Origin of the sequence: Saccharothrix sp. ST-888, from assembly GCF_000955975.1 — a bacterium.
Lineage (GTDB): Bacteria > Actinomycetota > Actinomycetes > Streptomycetales > Streptomycetaceae > Kitasatospora.
Window position 1 is genome coordinate 1 of record NZ_JYJF01000114.1, and the last position, 24,020, is coordinate 24,020.

Sequence of the window (24,020 nt, forward strand, 5' to 3'; positions counted from 1 at the left end):
TGGCACATTCGCTGCGGGGGCATCGACTTACTTACTTACTTACCCACGCAGGCGCAGGTGCAGGGGCGGTACTGCGGCGGTCGCCGCCGCAGAGCTCGGAGGACGGTCAGCGTGAGCATCGCAACCAGGCTGGCCAACTGCTTGTCGTGGAAGTGGGAGTACATCACCCAGCACGACGCCCCCGTGCCGCTCAGCGGGGGCACCCACGATACGGCCGACCTGGCGAGGTCACCCTGCGAGCGCCGGTCGAGCGCCTGCATGAGGGCCCGAAGCAGGGGGATCTGTGAGACCATGTAGCAGTCCTTTCCGCTGGTCGGGCTATCTGTCCAGGAGCCCCCGACCAGCTGATGACGACATCCGGAGCCGTTCCCACAGGGGACGGCTCCGCTGTTTCTGTGCTGCCTACCTTAAGGCATTGCCGGGCCGCCGACGGTCATGATCCAAAACTTTCCTGACGACGCCTCGTTGGCGCCTCGATCGACTGTCGGATTCGGCCTCAAAGAACCCTGTCGGGCTGCAAGGTTGTACCCCTGCAAAGGGGTAGTTTCACCTTAGGGTGAGGCGAAGTTACCGTCGGTACCTGCGAGTTAGTGCCAGAAATCTAATGCATTAACTCTGGCGATTTTCTTGCGCCCAGATCTCTAGGTGGGCGCCAAGAGTGTCAATTGGATTCAAGTATTAATTTATATGGTTCGGTTCCACGGATAGGGGTCTTGCAGGGATTCTTGTAGAACCCCGATTTAACTCGGATTCATCGCGATTGAACTCCTAGTGTGAATGCCGCGCTAGCTCGTTCGTTTGGAAGGCGTCACAAACGTCTGCCGCGATGTCTAAACCACTCGCCGCCTGCGGGGTCGCGCGTTAGCACCGCTGCCCGATCGGCCCGTTTCCCTAGCCTGACCTGCAGGGAGGTACCAGCCAGTGGGCGCACCGAAGATCAACCGAAGCGACATCGACGAAGCCAAGCTGAGGCAGGCCGATGCCGTTGAGCTCCGCCGTGCCGGCGCCACCTATGCCCAGATCGGCGACGCCCTCGGCGTCAACCGGAAGACCGCATGGAACTACGTGCAGGCCGCGCTCGCCGAGCGCGCCCGCGAGACCGCCCCCGACCGGGACGCTTTGATCGGCGAGCAGATCGCCATCCTGGATACCGTCCTTGAAGGGCTTCTGCCGAAGGCGGCGAAGGGCGAGACTCGCGCCGCCGAGGTCGTGCTGAAGGCCCTTGATCGGCACGCCAGGCTGTTCGGCCTGGATGCTCCGGTGCGGATCAAGGCCGAGCTCACGGACGAGCGGATCGCCCGCGTCATGCAGCTGGCCGAGGAGATCGCCGAGGTCGGCCAGTGACCAGCCCCGCCGTCCGTGCCGAGCTGCAGTCCCTCGCCCCCGAGGAACTGGAGCTGCTGGAGCGCGAGCTGGCCGCGAAGCTCTGGCGCAAGCGCTGGAACGCGTGGACGCCGTACCCGTGGCAGGTCTGCCCCGGCGAGGTAGAGACGCACGGCATGTGGCTGCAGCTCGGCGGCCGTGGCACCGGCAAGACGGACGGCTGCGCGCGCTACATGGTCGAGCACGTCCAGGGGCCGCCGTGCGACGGCCGGGTGCCCGGCGGGCACCGCATGTCGATCATTGCTCCGACGCAGGGTGACGCCGTCGAATCGGCCGTCAACGGGCCGTCAGGACTTCGCGCGCACGACCCGAGGGTGGTGCTGCGGACCACGGTCGGCGGCACCCACGTGAAGTGGCCGTCTGGAGCTGAGGCCAAGCTGTTCGGGGCGCACACCCCGGACGACGTGGAGCGCCTGCGTTCCGGCGGTAACCGGTGCCTGGTGTGGCTGGAGGAGGCCGCGGCGATGCGCCAGCTCAAGGCCGCGCTCGCGCACTCCGCGATGGGCCTGCGCGTCGGTCCCCGCCCGCACTACATCGCCTCCACCACCCCCAAGCCGCGCAGGGAAATCGTGGACCTGATCGCCCGGCCGGACACCCTGCTGACCAAGGGCCGGACCCGCGACGCCCACCACCTCCCGCAGATGATGCGCGACAAGTTGGTTGCGCAGTACGCCGGCACCCGGCTGGAGCGCCAGGAGCTGGACGGCGAAGTGCTGCAGGACGTGGACGGCGCCCTGTGGACCTGGCCGCTGCTCGATCAGCTGCGGGTCGGCGCGGCCCGGCCGATGATGCGGATCGTCGTTGCCATCGACCCGGCTGTCTCCAACACGTCGGAGAGCGACGAGACCGGCATCGTCGTGGTCGGCCTCTCGCAGGAGCTGATGCCCGACCGGGTGGGCACCCTGCAGCGGCACGCCTACGTCCTGGACGACCTGTCCGGCCGCTACCACCCGCATGAATGGGCCGCCAAGGCGCTGGAGGCGTACGACCGTTGGGGCGCGGATCGGATCATCGGCGAGGTCAACAACGGCGGCGACCTGGTGCGCAACACGATCCACACCGTCCGGGCGTCGGCCCCATTCGCCCCGGTCAGCGCGTCCCGGGGCAAGGCGCGGCGGGCCGAGCCGGTTGCCGCACTGTACGAGCAGTACCGCGTCCACCACGTCGGATCCTTTCCCGAACTCGAGGACCAGCAGACCACCTGGGTGCCCGGCGAGCCCGGGTCGCCGGACCGCATGGACGCGCTGGTGTGGGCGGTCACTCACCTGATGGTCACGGCCCGGTCCGGATTCGCAGCAGTCGCGTAGGAGGAGAAGAGTCTTGGGACGGATCAGGCAGACAGTTGCTGCCCTGCGCGGCCAGGCCCCGGCCGGGCTGGAGCGCCGGGACGCGCTCGGCGCCGGCGGCACGGTGGTGACCACCTTCCCGTCCGGGATGGGCGGCTGGAACGCCTGGTCGGCGGACTCCCTCTTCGGGAACGGCGCGAAGGGCTGGTCCAACTCCGCGGTCGCGTACCGGTGTATCAGCATGCTCGCGAACAACCTGGCCAGCGTGGACCTGGTCGTCCGGACCCCGTCGGGTGACCTGGATGAGCTGCACCCGCTGTCCCAGCTGTGGAACGCCAAGCCCAACGCGTCGATGCCCGCCCAGGTGCTCAAGGCCCTGACGATGACCCGCCTGCAGCTTGATGGGCAATGCCACCTGTGGCTGAACTACAACGGCCGCACCCCGGCCGGGGTCCCGGACGAACTGCACTTCGTCTTCGACAGGGTCACCACCCTTGTCGCCCAGCGCACCGCGACGATGATCCCGCAGCCGTCCATCATCGGGTACATCGTCGAGCGCGCGGACGGTGTCCGGGTGCCCGTCCTGCCGGAAGAGATGCTGTGGCTCAGGTTCTCCGATCCGTACGACCCGCTCGCGGTCCTGGCCCCGTGGAAGGCGGCCCGCTCGGCGGTCGACATCGACGCGTACGCCCGCACATGGCAGCAGCAGAGCTTCAAGAACGGCGCGCGGCCGGGCGGCATCATCAACCTCGGTGACCTGGACGAAGTCACCTTCAACAAGACCGTGGCCGCGTTCCGGTCGCAGGTCGAGGGCCCGCAGAACGCGGGCCGGCACCTGCTCATCGCCGGGCAGGGAACCGACGGGGGAACCGGCCCGAAGGGCGCCGGATTCACCAGCCTGTCCATGTCGCCAGCGGAGATGGACTACATCAACTCCCGCATGCAGTCTGCCGAGGAGGTGATGCTGGCGTTCGGTGTGCGGCGGGACGCGCTGCTCGGCGGATCCACCTACGAGAACCAGGCCGAGGCGAAGGGCGCTGTCTGGACCGAGACCCTGATCCCGCAGATGGAAGTGATCGCCTCCATCACCGACCTGCAGCTGCTGCCCGACCTCGGGTGGACGGCCGAATGGGACTTCAGCAAGGTGTCCGCTCTGCAGGAGGACCTGCAGGCCCAAGCCGCCCGCAACCAGGGCTACCTGCAGAACGACGTCATCACCCTTGACGAGGCTCGGGAGACGATCGGCCTTGACCCGCTCCCCGGCGGTATCGGACAGCAGACCATCACCCCCTACCGGGCTCAGTTCGTCCAGGCCGGGCAGGTGCAAGACGAGAACGCCGCCGATGCCCAGGCGGAGAACTCCCGGATGCTGGCCGTGCTGGAGCGCCTTGCGGACACCCAGGCCGACATCGTCCGGGCGCTCACCGCGCGCACGGTGCCTGAGCTGCCGACCGCGCGCACCACGACCGTCCTGCAGCACGACGCGGGCCCGAGCCTGGAGCAGGGCGCGTACGAGCGCCTGGAGGCCCTGCTGGAGCCGCTGCTGGTCGACCTCGGCCGCCGCCAGGCCGCCGTGACCCTGCGCGAGTTCGATCTGCTGATGCGCGGGGAACGCGCCGCCACGCTGTGGCTGGCCGACGTCCGGACGGTGGCCGACGACGCTCAGCGCGCCGGCGCGGTCCTGTGCCCGCCGGACGCCGACATCGAGACCCCGGCCCGAATGACCCGGCTCGACCTCGCCCCGGGTGACTGGGACGTCCGGATCAACGTGCGGAAGATCTTCAACGTCCGGAAGTGGGTGCCCCGCACGAAGGAGGCCCTTCGGGACTGGTACGAGACCGCGTGGCGCACGGGCGGCCAGCACACCGCCGAGCAGCTCGGCGACCACTTCGACATGGACGAGCACGTGCTGACCGAGCTGGAGGCCCGTCTGGACACCCTCGCCGGACAGATCAACCAGACCACCGAGGCCGCGCTGCGGGCCCAACTGCTGCACCACGGCATCCAGAAGGGCGAGAGCGTCGAAGAGCTCCGGGCCCGGCTACAGGCCGTCTTCACGGACCTGACGGACTGGCGCGCCCGGATGATCGCCCGCACCGAGACAGTCGGGTCGTTCAACGCCGCCGGCCTGGTCGCCGCCGAGCGATCCGGGGCCACCGCCAAGACATGGCTCGCCACCAGCGACAGCCGCACCCGGGCCTCTCACCGGCTGGAGCACGGCCGCACCGTGCCGCTGTCCGAGTCGTTCGAGGCGGTGCAGTCACGCTGGCCCGGCGACCCGGCCGCACCCGCCTCCCAGTCCATCAACTGCCGCTGCACCCTGACCTTTACGAGGGAGAAGTGACCATGACCACGACCGATGCCGAACTGGCGCCGAACGAACGCGCGTGCGTCCTGCAGGCCGCCGACGTCCGGCAGATGAGGGACATCACCGTCCCGCACGGGGTGCCCGCGCACGAGGCCCGGCGCGGCCCGTGGGACGGCACCCGGGGCGCCGTCGCCCTCGATGGGCAGGGCGACCTGCCGGCGCACATCACCTTGGCCGGCGGGGACATCGTCTACGAGCTGGACGGGTTCGCCCCGGACCGGGTCGCGGTCTACCGGTACGCGCCGGCCAAGTCGCCCATGCACGGCCGGATCATGGCGGGGGTGCAGCAGGCGTACTTCGAGGCCGCCGCGAAGAAGGCCGCCGGGGGTGGCCGGTGAACCGCCGCTCCCGCCCGGACGCCGTGCAGTACCGCACCGTCCCCCTGCAGCAGCTCGACGTCCGCGCCGATCCGGACGGGGAGGAAGGGACCTTCGAGGGCCTGGCCTGCCGATACGGCGTCGTGGACAGCTACGGCACCACTTTCAGGCCCACGGTCTTCACCAAGGGCGGTCTCGACTCCGGCACGTACGCCCTGCTGGACATGCACAACCCCGGCAAGCCGATCGGCACGTTCACCGCGCAGGAGCGGCCGGAGGGCCTCCACATAGCTGGCCGCTACGACGACACCCAGGCCGGGCGGGATGCCCGCGCACGTGCCCGGTCCGGCAGCGCACCGGAACTCTCGGTGGGGTTCATCCGCACCGACATGCCGACCACGTGGGAGGAGTACGACGCCCTCTCGGACAAGCAGAAGGCCGACCTTGAGCAGAACATCCGCTCCGCCCGGCTGGTCGAGGTCTCCCAGATCACCGCGCGGATGGCCGCCGTACCGGGCTCGGTGCTGACCGGCGTCCGGACCGCCGCCCACGTTCGGGCGGGTGCCGACGCGGACGAGGACCCGTCGGCGCTGGTGGCCGCACTGGACGCCACCTTGGACGAGGCCGTCGCCCTGGCGGGGGAGTACCCGCGCGAGGGCCTGCCCGAGGAGGTCGCCCAGGCGCTCGACCTGCTGGTGGCCGCAGAGACGCTGGTCGACCAGGTGATGGACGTGCTCGGTGTCTACGACCCGGACGACCAGGACGGCGACGAGGACACCGCCCCGGCCGGCGCCGGAGAGAAGACGGCCGATCTGGAGCTGGAGCGCGCCCGGGTGCGGCTGATGCTGGCCGGGTGACACCCGTCAGTGCGGGCCCTGACGGGTGTCGAAATTTAGGACTGCAGGACCGGGGCTGCCGTCCCGACGTGGCTACTCGACGGTGATGTCTTCGTAAGTGATGGTCACCTGCTCCGTTGCCGGTCCAGTGCTGGAAGCACCCAGCTGCGGTCCTTCCCAGCGGGACGCCCATGCGTTCGTGAGGTGGATGCGGCGCACGGTCTGCTTCTGGGCGTCCTTCACGGCGATGGTGATGTTCTGACGGGCAGCATCGCGATCAGCGTTGACGCGAGTGGCCTTGATCCAGTCGGTGAAGGCGGTGCTCTTTTCCATGCCGCGAGTGACGGTGATCTCGCCTGTCTTTCGCGCTCCGGGCTGCTTACGGATGACGGATTCGCCGGTCGAGGTGACCTGCCGGACCTCGATCACGTCCTGTTCCAGCGTCAGGCCGGATACGTCCTGGACGGTCTCGACCTGGAACTTGCCGAGTTCGATGGCGAATGTGCTGGACGAGAAGGTATCGCCGGTGAGCATGGGGGCTTCCTGACTGTAGTGGGACGTCTGATCAGCGTGCTTGCTGCCCACTACGGCCCGTTGGCATGCGTCGGATCACTCAAAGGAGTGATCGCAGAAGTTCCATAGCGGCGAAGGCATCCGAACCACCTCCGCAACGCTGAGTGCTGGTAGCACAGATGCCCGCCGGGGCCCTCTCGCTAGCGTGACGCCTGCGCGGCCGACCGGTCCGGTGGGGTGGCGTAGAGGCGGGTCCTGCCGTCCAGAGTCCCCGAACCGTCGGGTGCCTGGACGGCGCCCCCGCCCCCGAGGAGCACCGAGTGCCCCCGAGCCCCACCCTCGAAGAGCAACGGGCCGCGCTGCTCGCCCGTCTGGACGACACTAATCTGACCAGCGAGCAGGTCGCCGAGGTCATCGCCGAGGCCCGTGGTCTGGCCGAGGCGATACAGGCCGAGTCCGACCGTGCCGCCGCCCGTGCCGCGCTCCTGCGTACCGCACCGCCCGCACCGGCGACCGGCACCGCACCGCCCGGCGGCGCCGACCGCGTCCCGCCCCCGGCCACCCTGGGCAGCCTCGCGCAGCGGTTCGCCGCCTCCCAGGGCCTGGCCGAGTACCGGGCCCGCGACAAGCGCGGTCAGTTCCAGGTCGAGATGCGCGACATCAACCCCAACCAGCTGCTCTCCCGGGACGCCCCGGCCGGCACCATCACCAACCCCAGCGTTCCGCACCTGCCGCAGCTGGTGCCCGGCATCGTCCAGACCACCCCGGACCTGCCGCTGCTGGTGGCTGACCTCCTCGACCAGCAGAACGCCGACTACAACGTCCTGGAGTACATCCGGGACACCACCGGCACGGCTGGTGCCGGGTCGACGTGGAACAAGGCCGCGGTTGTCCCCGAAGGCACCGCCAAGCCGCAGAGCACACTCAGCTTCGACACGATCACCACCACACTCAAGACCTGCGCGCACTGGATCCCGATCACCCGCCAGGCCGCCGACGACAACTCCCAGCTCATGGGCTACATCCAGGGCCGACTCACCTACGGACTTCGCTACCTGCGGGACCGTCAGCTGCTGAACGGCAACGGCACGACCGAGATGCAGGGCATCCTCACGACCCCCGGCATCGGCACGTACCAGCAGGCCAAGCCCGTTGCGCCGGCGGTCGATGAGCCGCCGCTGGTGGACATCCGCCGCGCGAAGACCGTCGCGGAGATCGCCGGGTTCCCGCCGGACGGCGTGGTCGTCCACCCGCAGGACTGGGAGTCCATCGAGCTCGACCAGGCCCCCGGCTCCGGCGTGTTCCGGGTCATCGCGAACGTGGCCGGTGAGGCCGTCCAGCGCGTGTGGGGTCTCAACGTCGTCTCTACCGTGGCGATCGCGCAGGGGACCGCGCTGGTCGGCGGCTTCCGGCAGGGCGCGACCCTGTGGGCCCGCCAGGGGATCACCGTCCTCATGACCGACTCGCACGCGGACTTCTTCACCGCCAACACCCTCGTGGTCCTGGCCGAGTTCCGCGCGAACCTCGCGATCTACCAACCCAAGGCGTTCGTCAAGGTCACGTTCACCGCGTCCGCCACCTGATGAGCCGGGCCGGGCGCCCTCCCCCCTGGGGCACCCGGCCCACCCTCCCGCCGACAGGAGCCACACCCGTGCCCGCGAAGCGCACTGACACCCCGCCTGACAGCCCCCTGACGCCCGTCACCAAGGGCATCATCGGCATGTCCGGGCACCTCCCCGCCACGGTCCCCACCCGCCGGTACACGGCCCCGGTTGGCTGGCGGATCGGCGACATCGCCCCCGCCGACGCCTACCGCAGCCTGGATGAGACCAGCACCCCCTACGGCCCGGTGTACGCCACCAACCCGGGCGGCCACGCCACCCAGCTCGCGACGAAGGGCTGCCCGATCTCCGCCTGGGCCCGCCGCGAGATGGACGACGCCGGTCACGAGCTGGGGGACTGACCGGTGGCGTACTGCACCATCGACCAGGCCCGCGCGCAGGGCTGCACCGGCACCGACACCGAGGTGCAGGCGTGGATCGCCACCGCACAGACGGCCGTTGACGCTTTCACCCAGCAGTGGTGGGAGCCGCGCACCGGGGACGTCGTCGCGGACCTGCCCGCCGACGGGCTGGTGCTGCTGCCGCGCCGCGTGCGCACGGTCACCGCGATCGCCCCGTACCCGCTGCCGCAGATCGCCCCCGAGATCCAGCTGCCCCCGAACGCCTTCGTGGTCCGCCCGGCCGCGACGGCCGGGGACATTGACGCGGTGCAGGTCGGATTCGGCGGCTACGACGTCCTGGTGGCCGGCGCCGAACCGTGGAACGGCGGCTGGCAGGGGCTGATGCGCTACTACGGCGCGAAGCAGGTACGGGTCACCGGAACCTGGGGCCTGGACGCGCCGCCGCCGATGGTGTCCCTGGCGACCGCGATGGTGGCCGCCGCGCTGCAGGCGAAGACCCGGCCGACCGGCGACCCGATGAGCGGCATCCCTGGCGGGGTGGACGTGGACGACGAGGGCAACAACGTCCGCATCCAGCCCGCAGTCAACGACGACGGCACCTACCACGTCGGGTTCCGGCCGAGCACGGGCAGCGCGCAGGCGGATGCCATGCTCGCCCCGGCCTACCTGAACGCCCGCCCGGCGCTCGGGGGCCTGTGATGACCGGACTCGACTACACCGTCCGCAGCACGGACTTTCAGAGCGGCCTGCGCGCGGCGCTCGACCGGATCTCCGGCATGGCCCGCGAGGTGACCACGCAGGTCGCCGAGGACATGGTGAACACCGCCAAGTCCCTTGCCCCGGTGGACACCGGCCGCCTGCGCTCCTCCATCCAGGCCGTACCGGAAGGCGGCCGGTTCACCTTTCGGATCACCATCGGCACCAACGTCACCTACGCCTCGGACGTCGAGTACGGGACGGCCCCGCACGTGATCACCCCGAAGGACAAGAAAGCTTTGTGGTGGCCGGGCGCCCGGCACCCCGTGGCGAAGGTCAACCACCCCGGCACCCGAGCGAAGCCGTTCATGCGCCCGGCGATCGCTCAGGCCGAGGCCGCGCTGCGGCGCCACGCGCAGGGGATCCGCTGATGCCCGCCACCACGTCCGGGGCGTTCCGCGCTTTCCTCACCGCCCAACTCGGGCCCGGCGTGCCGGTGTTCCGGGACGGGCCCCGGCCGGGCCAGCTGCTGCCGTACGTCGTCGTCCAGGAGGGCACCAGCTACACCCCGCACCCGGCCGTCAACGGCGACTACGGCGACCCGGCGCGGGAGTTGGTGGTGCAGGAACTGGTGCAGGTCGACGTCGTCCAGCAGGCCCGCCAGCAGGCCGCCGGCGCGGCGCCGTCCGGCGAGGACTACACGCTTGCCGAGCGCGTGATGTGGCTGTGCTCGCAGCCCCGGATCACGGGCCCCGGTACCAGCCATGTCAACGGCGTTCAGCTGCAGGCCGCGCACCGCGAGCCGATCGCGGACAACGTCGTCCGGCACGTGATCACCGTGCTTGTCACCCGAACCCTTCAGCACCTGTAGGAGCCCCGATGACCACCCCCGCCGACCCGGCGCCCGAGATCACCCCGGACGGGCACACCTGGCTGCCCCAGGCGTACTGCCAGACCCAGCAGATGTGGGGTCCGCCGGACCCGTCGCAGATCAGCCCCGAGTGGCCGGCCTGGCAGCTGCCCGACTGGTACGCGGGGCAGACCGGGATGGTCCAGATCGCCGGCCAGGCCGGGCAGCCCGGCGTCTACCAGTACGTGTGGGACCGGTGGCTGCCGTGGCAGTCCCTGACCGACCGGATCGACCCGGCCGCCGAGTGGCCCGGCGCCGTACGCGCGACGGCCGCCGACATGCACGCCGCGCTCTTCCCCGCCCCCGTGCCGGCCCCGGCCGTCTCCGAGCCGGATGCCCCGCTTCCGGCCGATGCGTCGGAGCCGGAGAGCGAAGCGCCCGCAGTACCGCCCACCTCAGCCCCGACTCTCGGCACCTGATCCCCGAAGGAGCGCACCGTGCCCCTCTCCCATGTCAGCAAGCTGTTCAGCATCCAGGACTGCAAGATCACCGCCCTGCTGACCGACCCGGTCAGCGGCACTGCGACCTACGCCGCTCAGTCCGTCGACGTCCCCGGCATCAAGTCCCTCGCGATCTCGGGCAGCATGCAGTCCAAGACCCTGCGCGGCGACAACACGCTGCTCGACACCGAGTCCTACATCGACGGGGTCACCGGCTCGGCCGAGCACGCCCGCCTTTCCCTTGACGCGCTCGCGGTACTGCTCGGCGGCGCAGTCACGGACTCCGGCACCACCCCGGCGCAGAAAGCGGTGTGGTCACTCACCGCCAGCTCGGTGCCGCAGTACTTCAAGATCGAGGGCGTCACCCCGCCCGGCGGCACCGACATGATCAGCGGTGACATCCACGTCGTCCTCTACAAGTGCCAGTTGAGCAAGTTCCCTGAGCTCGGGTTCACCGGCGACGACTACCGCATCCCCAAGTTCGAGCTGAGCGCCGTGCCGCTGGCCAGCACCGGCAAGTGGATGGACGTCGTGTTCAACGAGACCGCCATCGCCATCCCGTAGCCCGTTCCAATCCCACGTCAGGAGAGCCATCTTGAGCGACCTCACCCCTGCCCAGGCCCTCGGTCAGGGCGCCCGTATCCCCCTGCGCGACGGCACCGACGCAGAGCTGTACTACTCGTTCCGGTCCCTGGCCCTGCTGGAGGCCCGGTTCGGCTCCGTCCAGGGCATCCAGGACGCCATCGACCAGACCGGCGGCGGCGCCGCGTTCGGCGCGCTGCTCGACCTGCTCGGCGCCGGCCTGGTCGGCGAGGGCGGGTTCACCGGCCAGATCAGATACCGGCAGACCGCCGACGGCGCCCGCACCGTCGAGGAGATCGTCTACCGCCGCACCGTCGACGGCCGCGACCTCGGCGACCTGCTCGCCCTCGTCCACATCCACGCGTACGTCACCGCGATGCAGGCGACCCTGATCGACTGCCTCGGTGCGGGCAGCCCGGGAAACGGCCCGAGCCCGGCGGTATCGCCTGGGCCGACCTCCTCTACCTCGGAACCGTCGTCCTCGGCCGCAGCACCGCCGAGTTCTGGGCTCTGAGTCCCGTCCTGTTCCACGCCCTGGTGGACCGCCACCGCGTGGCCACCGGGGCCGACAGCACCCCGCCGGCCGCCGATGAGGGGCCGAGCGCATACGCCACCCGCGAGGGCCTCGCCCGCCTCGCCCAGATGAGTTACGGAGGATGACCCGTGGCCGGACCGCAGATCAACCTGCCCGCGCTCGTCACGTCCCTGAACATCGACATGTCGGGGATCGCCGGGTCCCAGGCCGATGCCGCCCGCGAGGGCACCGCGTTGGGCGAGCGCCTCGGCGATGCGATGCGCCGGCGCCTGCAGGTCGCCGCGGACTCCCTCCCGCCCGTCAGGGTCAACGCCGACACCGGCCCGGCCGACCGGGACCTTGCCCAGCTCCGCGAGAAGCTGGCGGCGCTGGCGGACAAGCGGATCGGCGTCGACATCTCCACCGCCAAGGCCGTTCAGGAGATCGATGACCTTCAGACCCATCTGGAGCGCCTGGCGCTCACCCATCCCGATGTCGAGGTGCACGCCGACATCGGCGAGGCGATCGCCGCGCTCGCGGCGGTCACGGCCGCCGCCCGGCACGTGGACGAGGAGCACCCGCACGTGGACGTGCGGGTGGATGAGGACCACCAGATCGAGCGCGCCACGCGGGATCTGTCCGGGCTCACGGGCGCACTCGGCTCCGCCGCCGGTCCCATCGGATCGTTCTCCGCCTCGCTCGGCACCATGGCCGGCCTGCTCGGCGCGATCGGCCCCGTCCTGGCCGGGACCGCGCAGGCCATGGCCGCCCTGGCTCCGGCCGCTGCCCTCGCCGCCCCGGCGGTGCTCTCCCTCGGGCTGGCCGGCGGGGCCGTCAAGGCCGGGCTCGGCGGGATCGGCGATGCGTTCAAGGCTGCGTTCGCCCCCGCCGGGCCGGCCGTGGCCGCCGCCGCGCAGGCTACCCACGCCTACGAGGACGCACAGCGCAGCCTCGCCGACACCATTCAGAACACCGCCGACTCCAACACCCGCGCTTTGCGGAACGTGGGCGACGCCGAACGGAACCTGGCCGACGCCCAGAAGGCCAGCCTGCAGGCTCAGCGGGACCTGGACGACGCCCGTCGCCAGGCCACCATGGACCTGGAAGACCAGCAGAACAAGCTCGCCGACGCCCAGCTGTCCCAGCGCGACGCCACGCTGCGGGTCACCGACGCCAAGCAGGCGCTCGACGCCGCAATGAAGAGCCCGGCTGCGACCGAGCAGCAGCGCGCACAGGCCCAGCTCGCCTACGACCAGGCCGTCCAGCGACTCAAGGAGCAGGAACTGGCCCTGCAGCGGGTCAAATCGCAGACGGACATCGCCAACGCGGCTGGAGTGGACGGCGCTCAGAAGGTCGTCCAGGCGCAGGACAAGCTCGCCCTCTCGCAGCGCAACGTCGGCGACCAGGCCCGCAATCTCTCCGACGCCCAGGAGCAGGTATCCAAGACCGCTCACCAGGGTGAGGAGGCGATCCGGCGTGCCCAGGAGGCGCTCACGCAGGCCGCGCAGCAGACCAGCGCGGCAACCGGCGCGGTCGACAAGTTCGGGCAGGCCATGGCCAAACTCGCGCCCAGCGCGCGGGAGTTCGTCCAGGAGGTCGTCAGCCTGAAGGACGCGTGGTCAAGCCTGCGGTTGGACGTGCAGCAGCAGCTGTTCGCTGGGCTCGCCGGGCACCTGGACCGGGCCGCCACTGCCGTACTGCCCGTGCTGCGGCAGGGCCTCGTGCAGGCTGCCGGAGCCCTGAACCTCATGGGTTCCGGCGCGATCGATGCGGCCGGCAACCTGGCCGAATCCGGCGTTCTCGGCCAGGCCCTGGGATCGGCCGCGACCGGCCTGCGCAACCTCGCGGGGCTGCCCGCCCTCGTGATCCACGCGCTTGGCACGATCGGCGCGGCGGCCGGCCCGGCATTCGAGCGGCTGACCGAGGCGGCCGGCGGCGCCCTCACCAAGGTGGCGGCCCGGCTGGATTCCGCGTTCTCCTCCGGCGGTCTGCAGCGGGCGATCGACGTGGCGATCCAGCAGTTCGGGGTCCTGTTCGGCGTGATCGGGAACGTCGGAAGGATCATCGGCGCGATCTTCGGTCCGGCCCAGCAGTCCGGCGCCACGTTTCTCGACACCCTGAAGAAGATCACCGGCCAGATCGCGGACAGCTTCTCGGCCCCGGCTGTGCAGGCCGGGCTGCGGTCGCTGTTCACCACCATGGCCACTCTGGCGTCCACCGTGGCGCCGGTGCTGGGACAGGCGCTGCAGGTGCTCGGCCCGGTGCTGGCCGCCCTCGGGCCGCCAGTCCAGGCACTGATCACAGCGCTCGGGCAGGCTCTGTCGCCGATCATCGCCGCCCTCGGGCCCGTCCTCCTGGCCGGAGCACAGGCGGTCGGGCAGCTGGTCCTCGCGGCATCACCCCTGCTCGGCCTGGTCGGCACCCTGGCGAGCGCCCTGCTGCCCGTCCTGACCCCGCTCCTGGCCGGGCTGGGTGTGATCTTCGGCCAGCTCCAGCCACTGGTACAGGCGGTGTCCGACGGCCTGAGCGCGTTCCTGGCACCGATCCTGGCTCAACTGCCCTCGTTGGTCACGCCGTTCGTTACCGTCCTGACGGCGTTGACCGGTGCGGTCCTGCCGGTGCTGACCCAGCTGATCCAGCAGCTGCCGCTCGGCCAGCTCGGCGAGAACTTCGCCCAGGTCGCCATCGCCCTGGCCCCGGTGCTGACGCAGCTGGCGCTGCTGATCTCGGCTGGCCTGCAGGCGCTGCTGCCGCTGCTGCCACCGGTCATCCAGTTCGTCAGCCGCCTGGCCACGGCCCTGAGCGGCGAGCTGGCCGCGCAGATACAGCAGACCGTGCTGCCCGCCCTGCGCATGGTCACGCAGCTGCTGGCCGGGGACTTCTCCGGTGCCTTCGACTCGGCCGGGCAGGTGGTCGAGAACATGATCAAGCTGGCGGTCCGCGAGTTCGTCCTATTGCCGGGGCAGATCTTGGCGGCGATCGGTGACCTCGCTGTCCAGCTCTGGGACGCCGGATCCCGGCTGATCGGCGGGCTGATCGACGGCATCAAGTCCAAGATCCCATCGGTCAAGGGCGTTCTGAGCAATCTGACGGACATGCTGCCCAGCTGGAAGGGCCCGCCGGAGCGCGACGCACGCCTGCTCACCTCTGCCGGCCATCTCGTCATGGACGGGTTCATGGCCGGGATCGCCGCGCGCGTGCCTGACCTGCGCACCCAACTACAAGGCATCACAGGCCAGATCGAGGGCATGGGTGCATCCCTTGGCGGGCCGAGCATCGCCCTGGCGGGAAGCCCCGGCGCGCTCGCGCAGTCCTACGCCGGCCTGGGGCGCCCGGTGCAGCAGACGAACACGATCAACATGTACGGCTCTGGGGCGACCGCCGCCGAGGTCTCTGCCGAGCTGTCCTGGCGGGCGAAGGTAGGTGTGCGGTGAGCGCAGTAGGACGTGTCCTGTGGGGCGCCCTGATGATGGGACCCGGCACCCAGTACGCCGTGTCCGGCGTGACCGGGCTGGACGACATGCCCGAGGTCCGTGCCTACGACGTCGACAAGACCGGCGCGCACGGCACCTGGACCGGCCCGGACTACACCGGGGCCCGGATCATCACCGTCGATCTCGTCCTGCGCGGTACGGACCCGGCCAACCTCGGCGCCCTGGTCGCCGCGCTGAAGCAGGCCGCCCAACCCGGGCAGGCCCCTGCGCAGTTGCAGTTCCCCGACCTCGGGGTGATGGCCCTCGCCAAGATCCGCAAACGCGATCTGCCCTACGACGCCACCGTGCTGTGGCGCACCGGGGGCGCGCACCTGCAGTTCTACTGCGCGGACCCGCTGATCTACTCCATCGCCCAGCGCACCGCCCGGACGGCCGCGTACGCCCCGGCCACCGGCCGCGCCTACCCGCGCGCCTACCCGTGGCTGTACGGCTCCGGCGGGGCCTCGGGCGGTCTGCAATGCACCAACGCCGGCGCCTCGCCGACCTACCCGCAGCTGCGGATCGACGGGCCGGCCGTCCAGCCGATCATCCAGCTTTCGGAGACCAGCGCGATCCTGCAGCTCAACAACACGGTCGGCCCCGGCCAGTTCGTGACCATCGACACCGGCACCCGGGCCGTCCTGGACGGCGGCACCACACCGCGCCGGGACTGGGTCGTCCCGGGCTCGGACTGGCCGGTGATGCAGCCCGGTGCCAACACCTTCGTCTATCGCAGCAGCCCGTACGGCGACGGATCCCAGCAGTCCTACCTCACCGTCACCTGGCGCGACGCCACCCTGTAAGGAGACAGACCGATGGCCATCATCACCCCGGCCGCCTGGCAGCAGGGCGGCACCTACGCGGCCCGAACCGACCGCCTCTCCGTGATCTCCGGGTTCCTCGGCTACCCGGGCACCAGCGCCGACGAGCCGACCCCGCTACGGACCCGCAGCGGCGTGAAACCCTCCTACCAGAACGCGCAGCTGAAGGTGTCCGCGCAGACGACCCCGAACATGAGCGTGCAGGTTACGGCCGGATTCGGGTACGTGGAGAACAGGGACCTCGCCGGGTACGGGGCGTACACCGTCGTCAACGACGCTCCGGTTACCCTGCCGATCGCCGCCAGCTCCGGCACCCAGTACCGCAAGGACACGGTCGTCGTGCAGGTGCTGGACGCCGAGACCCTGGGCACCGTCAACTCAGCCTTGCTGCTGGTCGTCCAGGGCCCGTACGCGGCGTCCGCCGGCGCCGCTGTCCGAGGAGCGATCCCGCCGAACTCCATCGTCCTCGCCGACATCGCGGTGAACGCCGGAGTCACCAGCATCACCAACGCGGCGATCACCGACGGCCGGCAGTACCAGGTCGGCTCCGGTGGGATCCTGCCCGTCACCTCGGCAACCATGCCCGACCACCCCCACCCCGGCCAGGCCCTGTACGCCACCGACACCGACACGCTCTACCTCGGCAAGGCCAACGGCACCACCGCTCAGGTCAGCCTCGGCACCTGGACCGGCTACACCACGACGTGGGCTGGCGCGACCACGAACCCGAACATCGGAAACGGCACGCTGGTCAGCCGGTACTCCCAGGTGGGAAAGACGGTCAACGTCCTCATCAAGATCATCAGCGGCTCCACCACGACGTGGGGTAGCGGCACCTGGTCATGGACCCTTCCCGCTGGTTTGCCGTTCAGCGCCAACTACACCTCGGGCCTCGGGTCAACCGTTGGCACCGCCTACGCGGACCGAGCGGCCGGGTCAGGGGCCGGCCCGTCCGTCGTGTGGGTGCAGGACGCGACCCGAGTCAGGGCTTTCACGACCCTGGCCAGCAGTTCCTGGTCCGACAGTGTGCCGTGGGTGCCATCCAGCGCCAGCCTGAACTCCTACAGCCTCGCCTTCAGCTACGAGACCGCCTGATGACCACGCCCGCCCCGATACACCAGTACACGTTCCTGTTCTGCGACCTGATCACCGATCGGATCCTGGCCGAACTGCCCGTCCAGCAGGTCGAGTACTCCACGGAGCTGAACGGGATCGGGACCTTCTCCGGCATGATTCCGCTCAACGACCAGACCGCGCCGCTCGCCCCGATGGCCGCCACCATCCCCGGCCGGACCATGCTCTACGTCGACCGGGACGGCGTGATCGTGTGGGGCGGCATCGTCTGGACCCGCAAGCCCCTCACCGCGGCATACGGGGTCTACGGCATGCACATCCAGGCCGCCGAGCTGCCCTCGTACTGGCAGCACCGCTACGTCAACGAGATCCTCTCCACAGACCCGGGCGTCCTGGTCGCGAACGGCGCGGACGGCCGGTACGTGCCCGACGGCCAGCGGATGTACGACGACCAGGCGTGGATCCTCTGGTCGCTCCTGCGGTACGCGGGTGCGGACATCACCGGGGCGGGGGACATCCACGTCGACACCAACCCCCTCGTGAACCCCACCGGGGTCACCCGCGTGAGGACGTACGACGCGTCCCAGCGCCCGGCGATCCTCGACCTGATCCGTCAGCTCTCCGAGGTTGACGGGGGTTTCGACTGGGGCGTGGAAGTCGGCTACAACGCGGACGGCAGTCGGTACCGGCGCTGGCAGGTCTACTACCCGCGGCGTGGCCGGTCCGCCTCGGCCACCGGGTTCATGTTCCAGTACGGGGCCGGCGGGAACGCCCTCACCTACGAGTGGCCCGAGGACGGCACCCTGCTCGCCAACCGGGCCATCGCACTCGGCGCTGGCCAGGGCCAGGACGTCGTGATCGGACAGGCCGAGGCCGGCGACCAGTTCCCGGCCGGCTGGCCCCTGCTGGAGACCGTCACCAAGTACGACCAGGTGGTCGAGTGGAACACCATCCAAGCCCACGCCCAGGCCGACCTGTACGCGCACCGGTCGGCGATGACCACGCCGACGTTCACCGTGCTCGCCGACGCCGATCCGGTCCTCGGGTCCTACACCGTCGGCGACTCCGCGATCTTCGCGATCGATCCAGACGGCTACTACCCGAACGGGTACGCGGCCGAGCTGCGGATCGTCTCCATCAAAGTCTCGTACTCCGGCGGCCCGGAGACCGTGGCCCTCACCTGCACAGGAGCATGACGTGCCCCAGTACCTGCGTCAGCAGTCCCTCGAGGAGCGCGTAGCCGAGCTGGAGCGCCAGCTGGCCACCCTGTCCCGCACCAACACGATCGGGTCCACGACCCTGACCAACGGCAACTTGATCCTGCGGCAGGGCGGTTCGATCGTGGTGATGTCCGCACAGGACCCCAGCCGGGTGGTCTGCCGGATCGGCGACCTCGGCACGCCGGACGCCAACGGCGTGCCGCAGATGGGCATGCAGCTTCGCCGGGACACCCCGGCCAACGAGCTGACGATGGCCCTGTGGCAGCCCGACGCCGCGAGCGGATCCGGCTTCCCCCGCCAGTTCTGGGGGGTCTACGACGCGTCCGGGAACTACGTCATGACGACCGACGCAGTTTCGCGCAAGGGCGTAGCGCTGCCCTGGCGGGCGGTCGGCTTCGGCGGCACCTCGTTCGGATCGGCCCCGTACGCCCAGGGCGCGGCCTGGACCGAGACGACCTCGGCATGGGTGCCCTGCGACGCCCCCAAACTCCACCTCGACCTGAGCTTCTGCGGCGACCAGATCGCCGGGTCCAGCACAGGCGGGAACTACCGGATCCTGGTCGGCGGGAACACGGCCGCAACCGGAGCAGTGCCGGCCACCTTCAGCTGGGTCTCGTCCTCCCGGGACATCGACATGACCCCGTACTACGCCCCAGGGAACGCGGTCTACGTGTCCATCCAGGTGCAGCAGACCTCAGGCGCGACCACGGGCGGTCGCGGGGGCGGCGCCGGATCCATCATCACAGCGGTCAACGGCGCCTACCTGCGCGGCTCTTGAGCCCGTTAGCCGGGATGCCCAATCGGTCGATCTTCCTACGCTGACGGGCGTCACAGGGCACCACAAGCCCTTCTCACTGCCCGGAGGAACCATGGGTGACCCCCGTCCCACCAGCGTCGACCTGGGCGACCAGGCCGCGCACCTGACCGAGACCGGCAACGGCCCGACGCTCGCCAACGAGCAGGACGTGCTTCGAACCGAGTTCGGCGCCCCGGACGAGCGCGGCGTGTACGGCGCCCCTGCCTCGCAGGGCGGTGCGGCATGAGCATCGACAGCATGGTCTCTGCCGCTGAGCAGTCCCTGGGCCTGTCCGGCCGCCCGAACTACATCACGCAGGACTACGCCGGCCGCGAGGGCGGCGAGTACCTCAGCGCCCCGTGGTGCGATATGGGGATCACCTACTGGGCACGCGAGAGCGGCGAGTTCGATGCGGTCTGCCCGGACGGTGGCGAGGACTACGCCTACACCGTCGCCCACGCTGCCGCCTTTCGGGACGCCGGGCAGTGGACCTACGGGGTATCCGGGATCCAGGCCGGTGACGTCGTGTTCTTCGACTGGGACGGCGGGTCCTCGATCTCCGGCATCGATCACGTCGGCCTGGTGACCGGTACCAGCGGCGACTACGTCCTGACCATCGAGGCGAACACCAGCGACAGCTGTGCCCGCCGCGTGAGGTCCGCCGGGACGATCGTCGGCTACGGCCGGCCGCCGTACTCCTCCGACTCTGCCTCAACCGCCTCGGGCCCGGCCTGGATGGGCGAGTACCTGCGGGTGCAGAGCCCGATGTTGCACGACGACACGGTCCGGGCCTGGCAGCAGCGGATGCGTGACCGGGGCTGGTCGATCACGGTGGACGGCTGGTACGGCCCCTCCTCGACAAGCATCTGCCGGCAGTTCCAGGCCGAGAAGGGCCTGACCCAGGACGGCATCGTCGGCCCGGCCACCTGGGCCGCCGCCATGCGCACCGACAACGTCACCCGCTGAACAAGGGAGTTCGCCACCATGTCTGACGCTACCCGCCGTACCGCCCGCACCGCGCTTCAGCTCCTGCTCGGCCTGGCCGCCGGCCTGCCCCTGCTGGTTCACGACGCCGGTCTGCCGGACACCTTGCCGGGCCTCGGCACCGCGCTGGCAGTGGCCGCGATCGTGACCCGGGCAATGGCCTCGCCGGTCGTGGACAGCCTGCTGCCGTCCTGGCTGCGGACCGCGCCGTCGCGGGCCCCCCTGCCGCCGATCACCCCGGCCGCACCGGCCATTCCGCCGGCCGCACCGGACGGCGGTGGTGCCGGTGCCTGACGACGAGTCCGGCGTCCGGGCCGAACTCGCCGAGGTCCGGCGCCTCCTGGAAGTGGGGTTCGCCGAGATGCGCGGCCAACTTGCCCTCCTGCTCCAGCGGGTCGACCGATCAGACGCCGAGCTCGCCGACCTGGACCAGCGCGTCGACCGGCTGGAGCGCGGCCGGTGGCCGCTCCCGGCGATCGCCGCACTGACCGGCCTCGGCGCGCTGATCATCTCGGCGGTCGCCCTCGTACGCCCGTAAACGCGATGCCCCCTGCCCGGCTCCGGCCGGGCAGGGGGCTTTCCCGCATTCAGCGACCGACGTACAGGTTGGGGCGCTGCCTCTGTACCCACAGCGGAGGCGGCACGCTGGGGCCCCTCCTGAGCTGTGTCTCCATGGTGTCGCCGTCGCCGGGGACCGGGGCCCGGGTGTGGCGCTTCCGGGGTAGCGGCCCCTGCAGCGGCAGCCGGTACCAGGTCGTTACGAACCCTGGTGTCGTACCGACGAGGCCGTCCCACCGTGCGTCCGACTCGACGTCGGTGTTGTCGAGTACGGGGATGAGCGCGTGTCGCGCGATGTGGCCGGCCTCGACTGCCCTGAAGGCGACTATGTGGTTCGCGACCCAGTACGGCGCGTCGAGTGGAATTTCGATGGCTGCCCACGTCCTCATGGTCCCAGCATGGCAGAGCCCCGATTGCGCCGAGGGCACAACCGGGGCTCTGGGTCGATTAGTTGGGGCCGGTGTTCGAGCAGTCGAACCCGCATCCGGCGGGCGGTGGCTCGCTGTGCTCGCAGTCGGCCGCGACCGGGATGGTCCGGTCAGTGGGCGGCACCCACAGGTCCGGCTCGACCGGGTACCCAGCAGCCCGCATGGCGGTCATGGTGCGGGACAGCGCGCCCGGATCGTGCCGCTCGGGACCCGGCGGCTCGGGGGCATGGTGCACGAACAGGCCGAGTTCCCTGCACAGCCGCGCGTAGACGACGGTGCAGAGGATAAGGGCGTGCCAGCCCTCATCGACGGTGCGGGACGGCCGGAGACGCAGGTGCGGAAACGTTGCACAGGTGGCGACGTAGGCGAGCGCCTGGCTGGTGATGCGCTCGGCCGTCTCCGAGGTCATCTCGCAGTTGTTGCGCTGAACGACGCCAGCGACCAGGGCGAACTCGTCCGGGGTGAGCAGGTCCCTCGAATCCGCGTTCGGCGGGGACTCGACCATCGTGGTCATGTGACTCCTCTGCGTTGTAGCACGTCAGCACGTGTGCGTGCCGCGCTCGGGGCTTGGAGTGCTGCTGCGGCGCCAAACCTGCGGCGCCGTAACCCCATTGAAGTCTTCTGACGCTGCCGTAGCGTGTACAGGTGTACCCGGGTTCGCGAAGGCAGCGACCCTACCGTTGACGCACCACACCAGATCTGGAGGGATCCTGTGGACGCTCAACTCACCATCGGCCAGCGGGTAGCGCAGTTCCGGCAGGCGAGCGGCATGTCCCGCGAGGAACTCGCCGACGCGATCGGCCACAGCGCCGAGTGGATCAAGAGCATCGAAATCGGCCGCAGGGGACTCGACCGGTACACGGTCATCCAGGCGATCGCCGACACGCTCGGCGTCGACATCACGGACCTGACCGGCCGACCGCGCACCATCGGGGATCCCCAGACTCAGCCAGCGCATCAGATGATCCCCGCCCTTCGACGCATCCTGCTCCGGGCTCAGCTGCCCTCAGCGGTGGCGGGGGCGCCGCTGGCACTCTCGGACCTCCGTAGTCGAGTCACCGAGTCCAATCGGATGCGCCGCCACGCGCGCTACAACGACCTGAGCCGCGTCCTGCCAGAGCTGCTGACGGACATCACCGCGACCGCACAGGCGTCCGCCGGTGCTGACCGGGACGCCGCACACCATCTTCTCGCGGAGGCCCGGCACAACACCTCGATGATGACGAAGAAACTCGGCTACGTTGACCTGGCGGCTCTCGCTGCGGCCCAGGCGCTGCAGGCGGCCCAGGCATCTGGCGACCCGCTCCTGGTGACGGCGATGGAGTGGACACAGGCAGAGGTCTGCATGTCCGCCGGCGCCAGCGCCGAAGCGCGTGCGCTGACCGCGGCCGGCCTCGACCGGGTGGACGACCTGTTGACCGACGACGATGACGGGGCCTGGAGCCTGTGGGGAACGCTGCACCTCGTGAGCGCGATGCTGGATGCCCAGAGCGGCCGACAGGCAGAGGCAGCTCTGCACCTCGCGGAGGCGGCTGCCGCGGCTGACCGAGTCGGCAGCCGGGCCGGCTATCAAACCGAGTTCTCAAGCGGCAATCAAGCAGTGCACGTGGTGCACGTGGCGCTGGAGCTGGGCGAGGGACGCAACGCGCTGGACCGTGTGGCTCATGTCGACATGAGCCGGCTGCCGAAGGAGCGTCGGGCCCGGCACATGATCGACCGTGCACGAGCCCACGTGCGCGACGGTGACGACGCGGGGGCAATGGCCGAAATCCTGGCAGCGGATCGAATCGCCCCCGAGGGGGTGCGATCTCACGTCCTCGTGCAGGAGATGGTGACCACCTCCGCTCGACGTGCCCGGCTGCTCGGTCCGATCGCGGACGTGGCGCGGCGTCTCCAGATCCAGATCTGACAGGCACTCAAAAATCTGTGGTCGGGTACACCTGTACCCGACCACAGCGTTTTCTCCGGGCAGGATCCTCGTACGCCCACAAACCTGGCGCGGGCGGAGTCAAGGAGGCTGCAGTGGCAGATACCGGGTCGGTAGTCGTGGTCGACACTGAGAGCAGCCCTCCGGCTGTCGTTGAGCCGACCAGCCTGGCGTGCCGAACGTGCGGGGCCTGCGACCTGCAGCTGCACTTCGACTCCGTGGCACCGCCGGAGCGTGTCAGCGACCTGGTGGTGCGCGACCAGGGCCGCTGCATCTCCTGTGTGGTGAACGGCAAGGGTGGAAGGACCGCATGAACACCGTACGGCAATCCGCCGAGCAGCAGCCCGACGCCACCACCGGCCACGGCGTGCACTGGGACCAGGCGACGCAGACGTGGCACGCGTACGACACCATCGCGTGCAACTGGGTCCAGGTCGACGGCCGCCGGGCGAGCTGGAGGTCATTCCCCGAAGCGTGGGACGCCTGGCGCGCAGCGGAGCGCCGATCTGCGGCGGCGACAGCGTGATGGCGTCCGAGCCCATCGGCTGCGACCCGCTGGCCGAGTACCGCGAGGTTGCCGAGCGCCGACGCCGGAAGCTGCCGGACCCGCGTCGAGCAGTCCTCGCCCACATCGCATCGAGCACCTGCATCGCGGCAGTAGCCGCCGCCCTGCTCGCGTCCTCGCACTGGCGCTAAGCACCCCCAGACTCCCGCTGCAGCCAGGTAGGCACACCGGCACAGCGGGCCCACAGCCCCGGCCGGCCAAGACTCCCCCGAGATGGCTGGCCGGGGCCTCAACCCTGAGGAGAGCCGATGACGCATGCCGATATCGCCCGCGCCGACCAGCCCCCGCGCCGCCTCGGCGCCCTGGTCCTGATCCGCGACCAGGACGGCCGCGTGCTGCTGGTCAACCCCACCTACAGGGCCGGGT

At 70.2% G+C, this 24,020-nt stretch carries 29 protein-coding genes; 25 read left to right on the forward strand and 4 right to left on the reverse strand.

All coding sequences use genetic code 11. The features are described from left to right. Positions 1-35: 35 nt before the first annotated feature. Entirely contained in the window at positions 36-293 is a 258-nt protein-coding gene (locus UK12_RS27320) for a hypothetical protein (protein ID WP_045305845.1), read from the reverse strand. 628 nt (positions 294-921) lie between these two features. On the opposite strand from UK12_RS27320, the gene UK12_RS27325 reads away from it, so the two are divergent. The 5 genes from UK12_RS27325 to UK12_RS27345 are packed head-to-tail and all read left to right on the forward strand — an operon-like array spanning position 922 to position 6,211. Next, a complete protein-coding gene (locus UK12_RS27325) occupies positions 922-1,344 on the forward strand; it encodes a helix-turn-helix domain-containing protein (protein ID WP_197085208.1) in 423 nt (140 codons plus the stop codon). Then, positions 1,341-2,690, forward strand: coding sequence for a phage terminase large subunit family protein (locus UK12_RS27330; RefSeq protein WP_052682193.1), 1,350 nt, complete (start codon positions 1,341-1,343; stop codon positions 2,688-2,690). Before UK12_RS27325 ends, UK12_RS27330 begins: the two co-directional genes overlap by 4 nt. 13 nt (positions 2,691-2,703) lie before the next feature. Next, complete coding sequence (locus tag UK12_RS27335) at positions 2,704-5,013, forward strand: phage portal protein (protein WP_197085209.1); 2,310 nt, start codon at positions 2,704-2,706, stop codon at positions 5,011-5,013. Positions 5,014-5,015: 2 nt separating this feature from the next. After that, on the forward strand, positions 5,016-5,375 hold the full coding sequence (locus tag UK12_RS27340) for a hypothetical protein (protein WP_045305846.1): 360 nt from the start codon (positions 5,016-5,018) through the stop codon (positions 5,373-5,375). After that, complete coding sequence (locus UK12_RS27345; RefSeq protein WP_045305847.1) at positions 5,372-6,211, forward strand: HK97 family phage prohead protease; 840 nt, start codon at positions 5,372-5,374, stop codon at positions 6,209-6,211. Before UK12_RS27340 ends, UK12_RS27345 begins: the two co-directional genes overlap by 4 nt. 72 nt (positions 6,212-6,283) lie before the next feature. Here UK12_RS27345 and UK12_RS27350 read toward each other — a convergent pair whose 3' ends face one another. Continuing rightward, complete coding sequence (locus tag UK12_RS27350; RefSeq protein ID WP_045305848.1) at positions 6,284-6,724, reverse strand: phage tail protein; 441 nt, start codon at positions 6,722-6,724, stop codon at positions 6,284-6,286. Between the two features lie 299 nt (positions 6,725-7,023). Between UK12_RS27350 and UK12_RS27355 the strand changes: the two genes are divergently transcribed. The 17 genes from UK12_RS27355 (at position 7,024) to UK12_RS27430 (ending at position 20,714) form a co-directional block, all read left to right on the forward strand. Beyond that, positions 7,024-8,286, forward strand: coding sequence for a phage major capsid protein (locus UK12_RS27355; protein ID WP_045305849.1), 1,263 nt, complete (start codon positions 7,024-7,026; stop codon positions 8,284-8,286). Positions 8,287-8,354: 68 nt separating this feature from the next. Beyond that, positions 8,355-8,666 carry a hypothetical protein gene (locus tag UK12_RS27360; protein ID WP_197085210.1) on the forward strand — a complete coding sequence of 104 codons (312 nt, stop codon included), beginning with the start codon at positions 8,355-8,357 and terminating at the stop codon, positions 8,664-8,666. Between the two features lie 3 nt (positions 8,667-8,669). Next, the gene (locus UK12_RS27365; RefSeq protein WP_045305850.1) at positions 8,670-9,365 is read left to right on the forward strand and encodes a hypothetical protein; all 696 of its coding nucleotides are present in this window, start codon (positions 8,670-8,672) and stop codon (positions 9,363-9,365) included. Further along, positions 9,365-9,793 (forward strand): HK97 gp10 family phage protein, encoded by a 429-nt coding sequence (locus UK12_RS27370; RefSeq protein WP_045305851.1) that lies wholly within the window; start codon positions 9,365-9,367, stop codon positions 9,791-9,793. Before UK12_RS27365 ends, UK12_RS27370 begins: the two co-directional genes overlap by 1 nt. Continuing rightward, a complete protein-coding gene (locus tag UK12_RS27375; protein ID WP_045305852.1) occupies positions 9,793-10,233 on the forward strand; it encodes a hypothetical protein in 441 nt (146 codons plus the stop codon). The genes UK12_RS27370 and UK12_RS27375 overlap by 1 nt, the downstream gene beginning before the upstream one ends. A gap of 8 nt (positions 10,234-10,241) precedes the next feature. Further along, positions 10,242-10,691: a hypothetical protein gene (locus UK12_RS27380; RefSeq protein ID WP_045305853.1), complete on the forward strand. Its 450-nt coding sequence runs from the start codon at positions 10,242-10,244 to the stop codon at positions 10,689-10,691. A gap of 18 nt (positions 10,692-10,709) precedes the next feature. Further along, positions 10,710-11,276 carry a hypothetical protein gene (locus UK12_RS27385; protein ID WP_045305854.1) on the forward strand — a complete coding sequence of 189 codons (567 nt, stop codon included), beginning with the start codon at positions 10,710-10,712 and terminating at the stop codon, positions 11,274-11,276. A gap of 31 nt (positions 11,277-11,307) precedes the next feature. After that, positions 11,308-11,808, forward strand: coding sequence for a hypothetical protein (locus tag UK12_RS27390; protein WP_045305855.1), 501 nt, complete (start codon positions 11,308-11,310; stop codon positions 11,806-11,808). Positions 11,809-11,957: 149 nt separating this feature from the next. Continuing rightward, on the forward strand, positions 11,958-15,242 hold the full coding sequence (locus UK12_RS27395; protein WP_045305856.1) for a hypothetical protein: 3,285 nt from the start codon (positions 11,958-11,960) through the stop codon (positions 15,240-15,242). Then, on the forward strand, positions 15,239-16,084 hold the full coding sequence (locus tag UK12_RS27400; RefSeq protein WP_045305857.1) for a phage distal tail protein: 846 nt from the start codon (positions 15,239-15,241) through the stop codon (positions 16,082-16,084). Before UK12_RS27395 ends, UK12_RS27400 begins: the two co-directional genes overlap by 4 nt. Positions 16,085-16,096: 12 nt before the next feature. Then, positions 16,097-17,197, forward strand: a complete 1,101-nt coding sequence (locus UK12_RS27405) for a hypothetical protein (protein WP_052682194.1) — start codon at positions 16,097-16,099, stop codon at positions 17,195-17,197. Then, positions 17,197-18,372 (forward strand): hypothetical protein, encoded by a 1,176-nt coding sequence (locus UK12_RS27410; protein WP_045305858.1) that lies wholly within the window; start codon positions 17,197-17,199, stop codon positions 18,370-18,372. The genes UK12_RS27405 and UK12_RS27410 overlap by 1 nt, the downstream gene beginning before the upstream one ends. 1 nt (position 18,373) lies before the next feature. Then, positions 18,374-19,174, forward strand: coding sequence for a hypothetical protein (locus tag UK12_RS27415; RefSeq protein ID WP_045305859.1), 801 nt, complete (start codon positions 18,374-18,376; stop codon positions 19,172-19,174). Positions 19,175-19,265: 91 nt separating this feature from the next. Further along, a complete protein-coding gene (locus UK12_RS40080; protein WP_156178958.1) occupies positions 19,266-19,439 on the forward strand; it encodes a hypothetical protein in 174 nt (57 codons plus the stop codon). An 11-nt stretch (positions 19,440-19,450) separates the two neighbouring features. Beyond that, the gene (locus UK12_RS27420) at positions 19,451-20,158 is read left to right on the forward strand and encodes a peptidoglycan-binding protein (protein WP_197085211.1); all 708 of its coding nucleotides are present in this window, start codon (positions 19,451-19,453) and stop codon (positions 20,156-20,158) included. 18 nt (positions 20,159-20,176) lie between these two features. After that, positions 20,177-20,470 (forward strand): hypothetical protein, encoded by a 294-nt coding sequence (locus tag UK12_RS27425; RefSeq protein WP_063838330.1) that lies wholly within the window; start codon positions 20,177-20,179, stop codon positions 20,468-20,470. Further along, entirely contained in the window at positions 20,463-20,714 is a 252-nt protein-coding gene (locus UK12_RS27430; protein ID WP_197085212.1) for a hypothetical protein, read from the forward strand. Before UK12_RS27425 ends, UK12_RS27430 begins: the two co-directional genes overlap by 8 nt. A gap of 49 nt (positions 20,715-20,763) precedes the next feature. On the opposite strand, the gene UK12_RS27435 is transcribed toward UK12_RS27430, so the two are convergent. Together UK12_RS27435 and UK12_RS27440 are read right to left on the reverse strand one after the other, a co-directional pair. After that, the gene (locus tag UK12_RS27435; protein ID WP_045305862.1) at positions 20,764-21,123 is read right to left on the reverse strand and encodes a hypothetical protein; all 360 of its coding nucleotides are present in this window, start codon (positions 21,121-21,123) and stop codon (positions 20,764-20,766) included. 58 nt (positions 21,124-21,181) lie between these two features. Next, positions 21,182-21,676 carry a hypothetical protein gene (locus UK12_RS27440; RefSeq protein WP_156178959.1) on the reverse strand — a complete coding sequence of 165 codons (495 nt, stop codon included), beginning with the start codon at positions 21,674-21,676 and terminating at the stop codon, positions 21,182-21,184. Between the two features lie 198 nt (positions 21,677-21,874). On the opposite strand from UK12_RS27440, the gene UK12_RS27445 reads away from it, so the two are divergent. The 3 genes from UK12_RS27445 (at position 21,875) to UK12_RS40085 (ending at position 23,785) form a co-directional block, all read left to right on the forward strand. Continuing rightward, positions 21,875-23,071, forward strand: coding sequence for a helix-turn-helix domain-containing protein (locus UK12_RS27445; protein ID WP_045305863.1), 1,197 nt, complete (start codon positions 21,875-21,877; stop codon positions 23,069-23,071). A 328-nt stretch (positions 23,072-23,399) separates the two neighbouring features. Further along, positions 23,400-23,615, forward strand: coding sequence for a hypothetical protein (locus UK12_RS27455; RefSeq protein WP_045305865.1), 216 nt, complete (start codon positions 23,400-23,402; stop codon positions 23,613-23,615). Then, positions 23,615-23,785 carry a hypothetical protein gene (locus tag UK12_RS40085; protein ID WP_156178960.1) on the forward strand — a complete coding sequence of 57 codons (171 nt, stop codon included), beginning with the start codon at positions 23,615-23,617 and terminating at the stop codon, positions 23,783-23,785. Before UK12_RS27455 ends, UK12_RS40085 begins: the two co-directional genes overlap by 1 nt. The last annotated feature ends 235 nt before the right edge of the window (positions 23,786-24,020 follow it).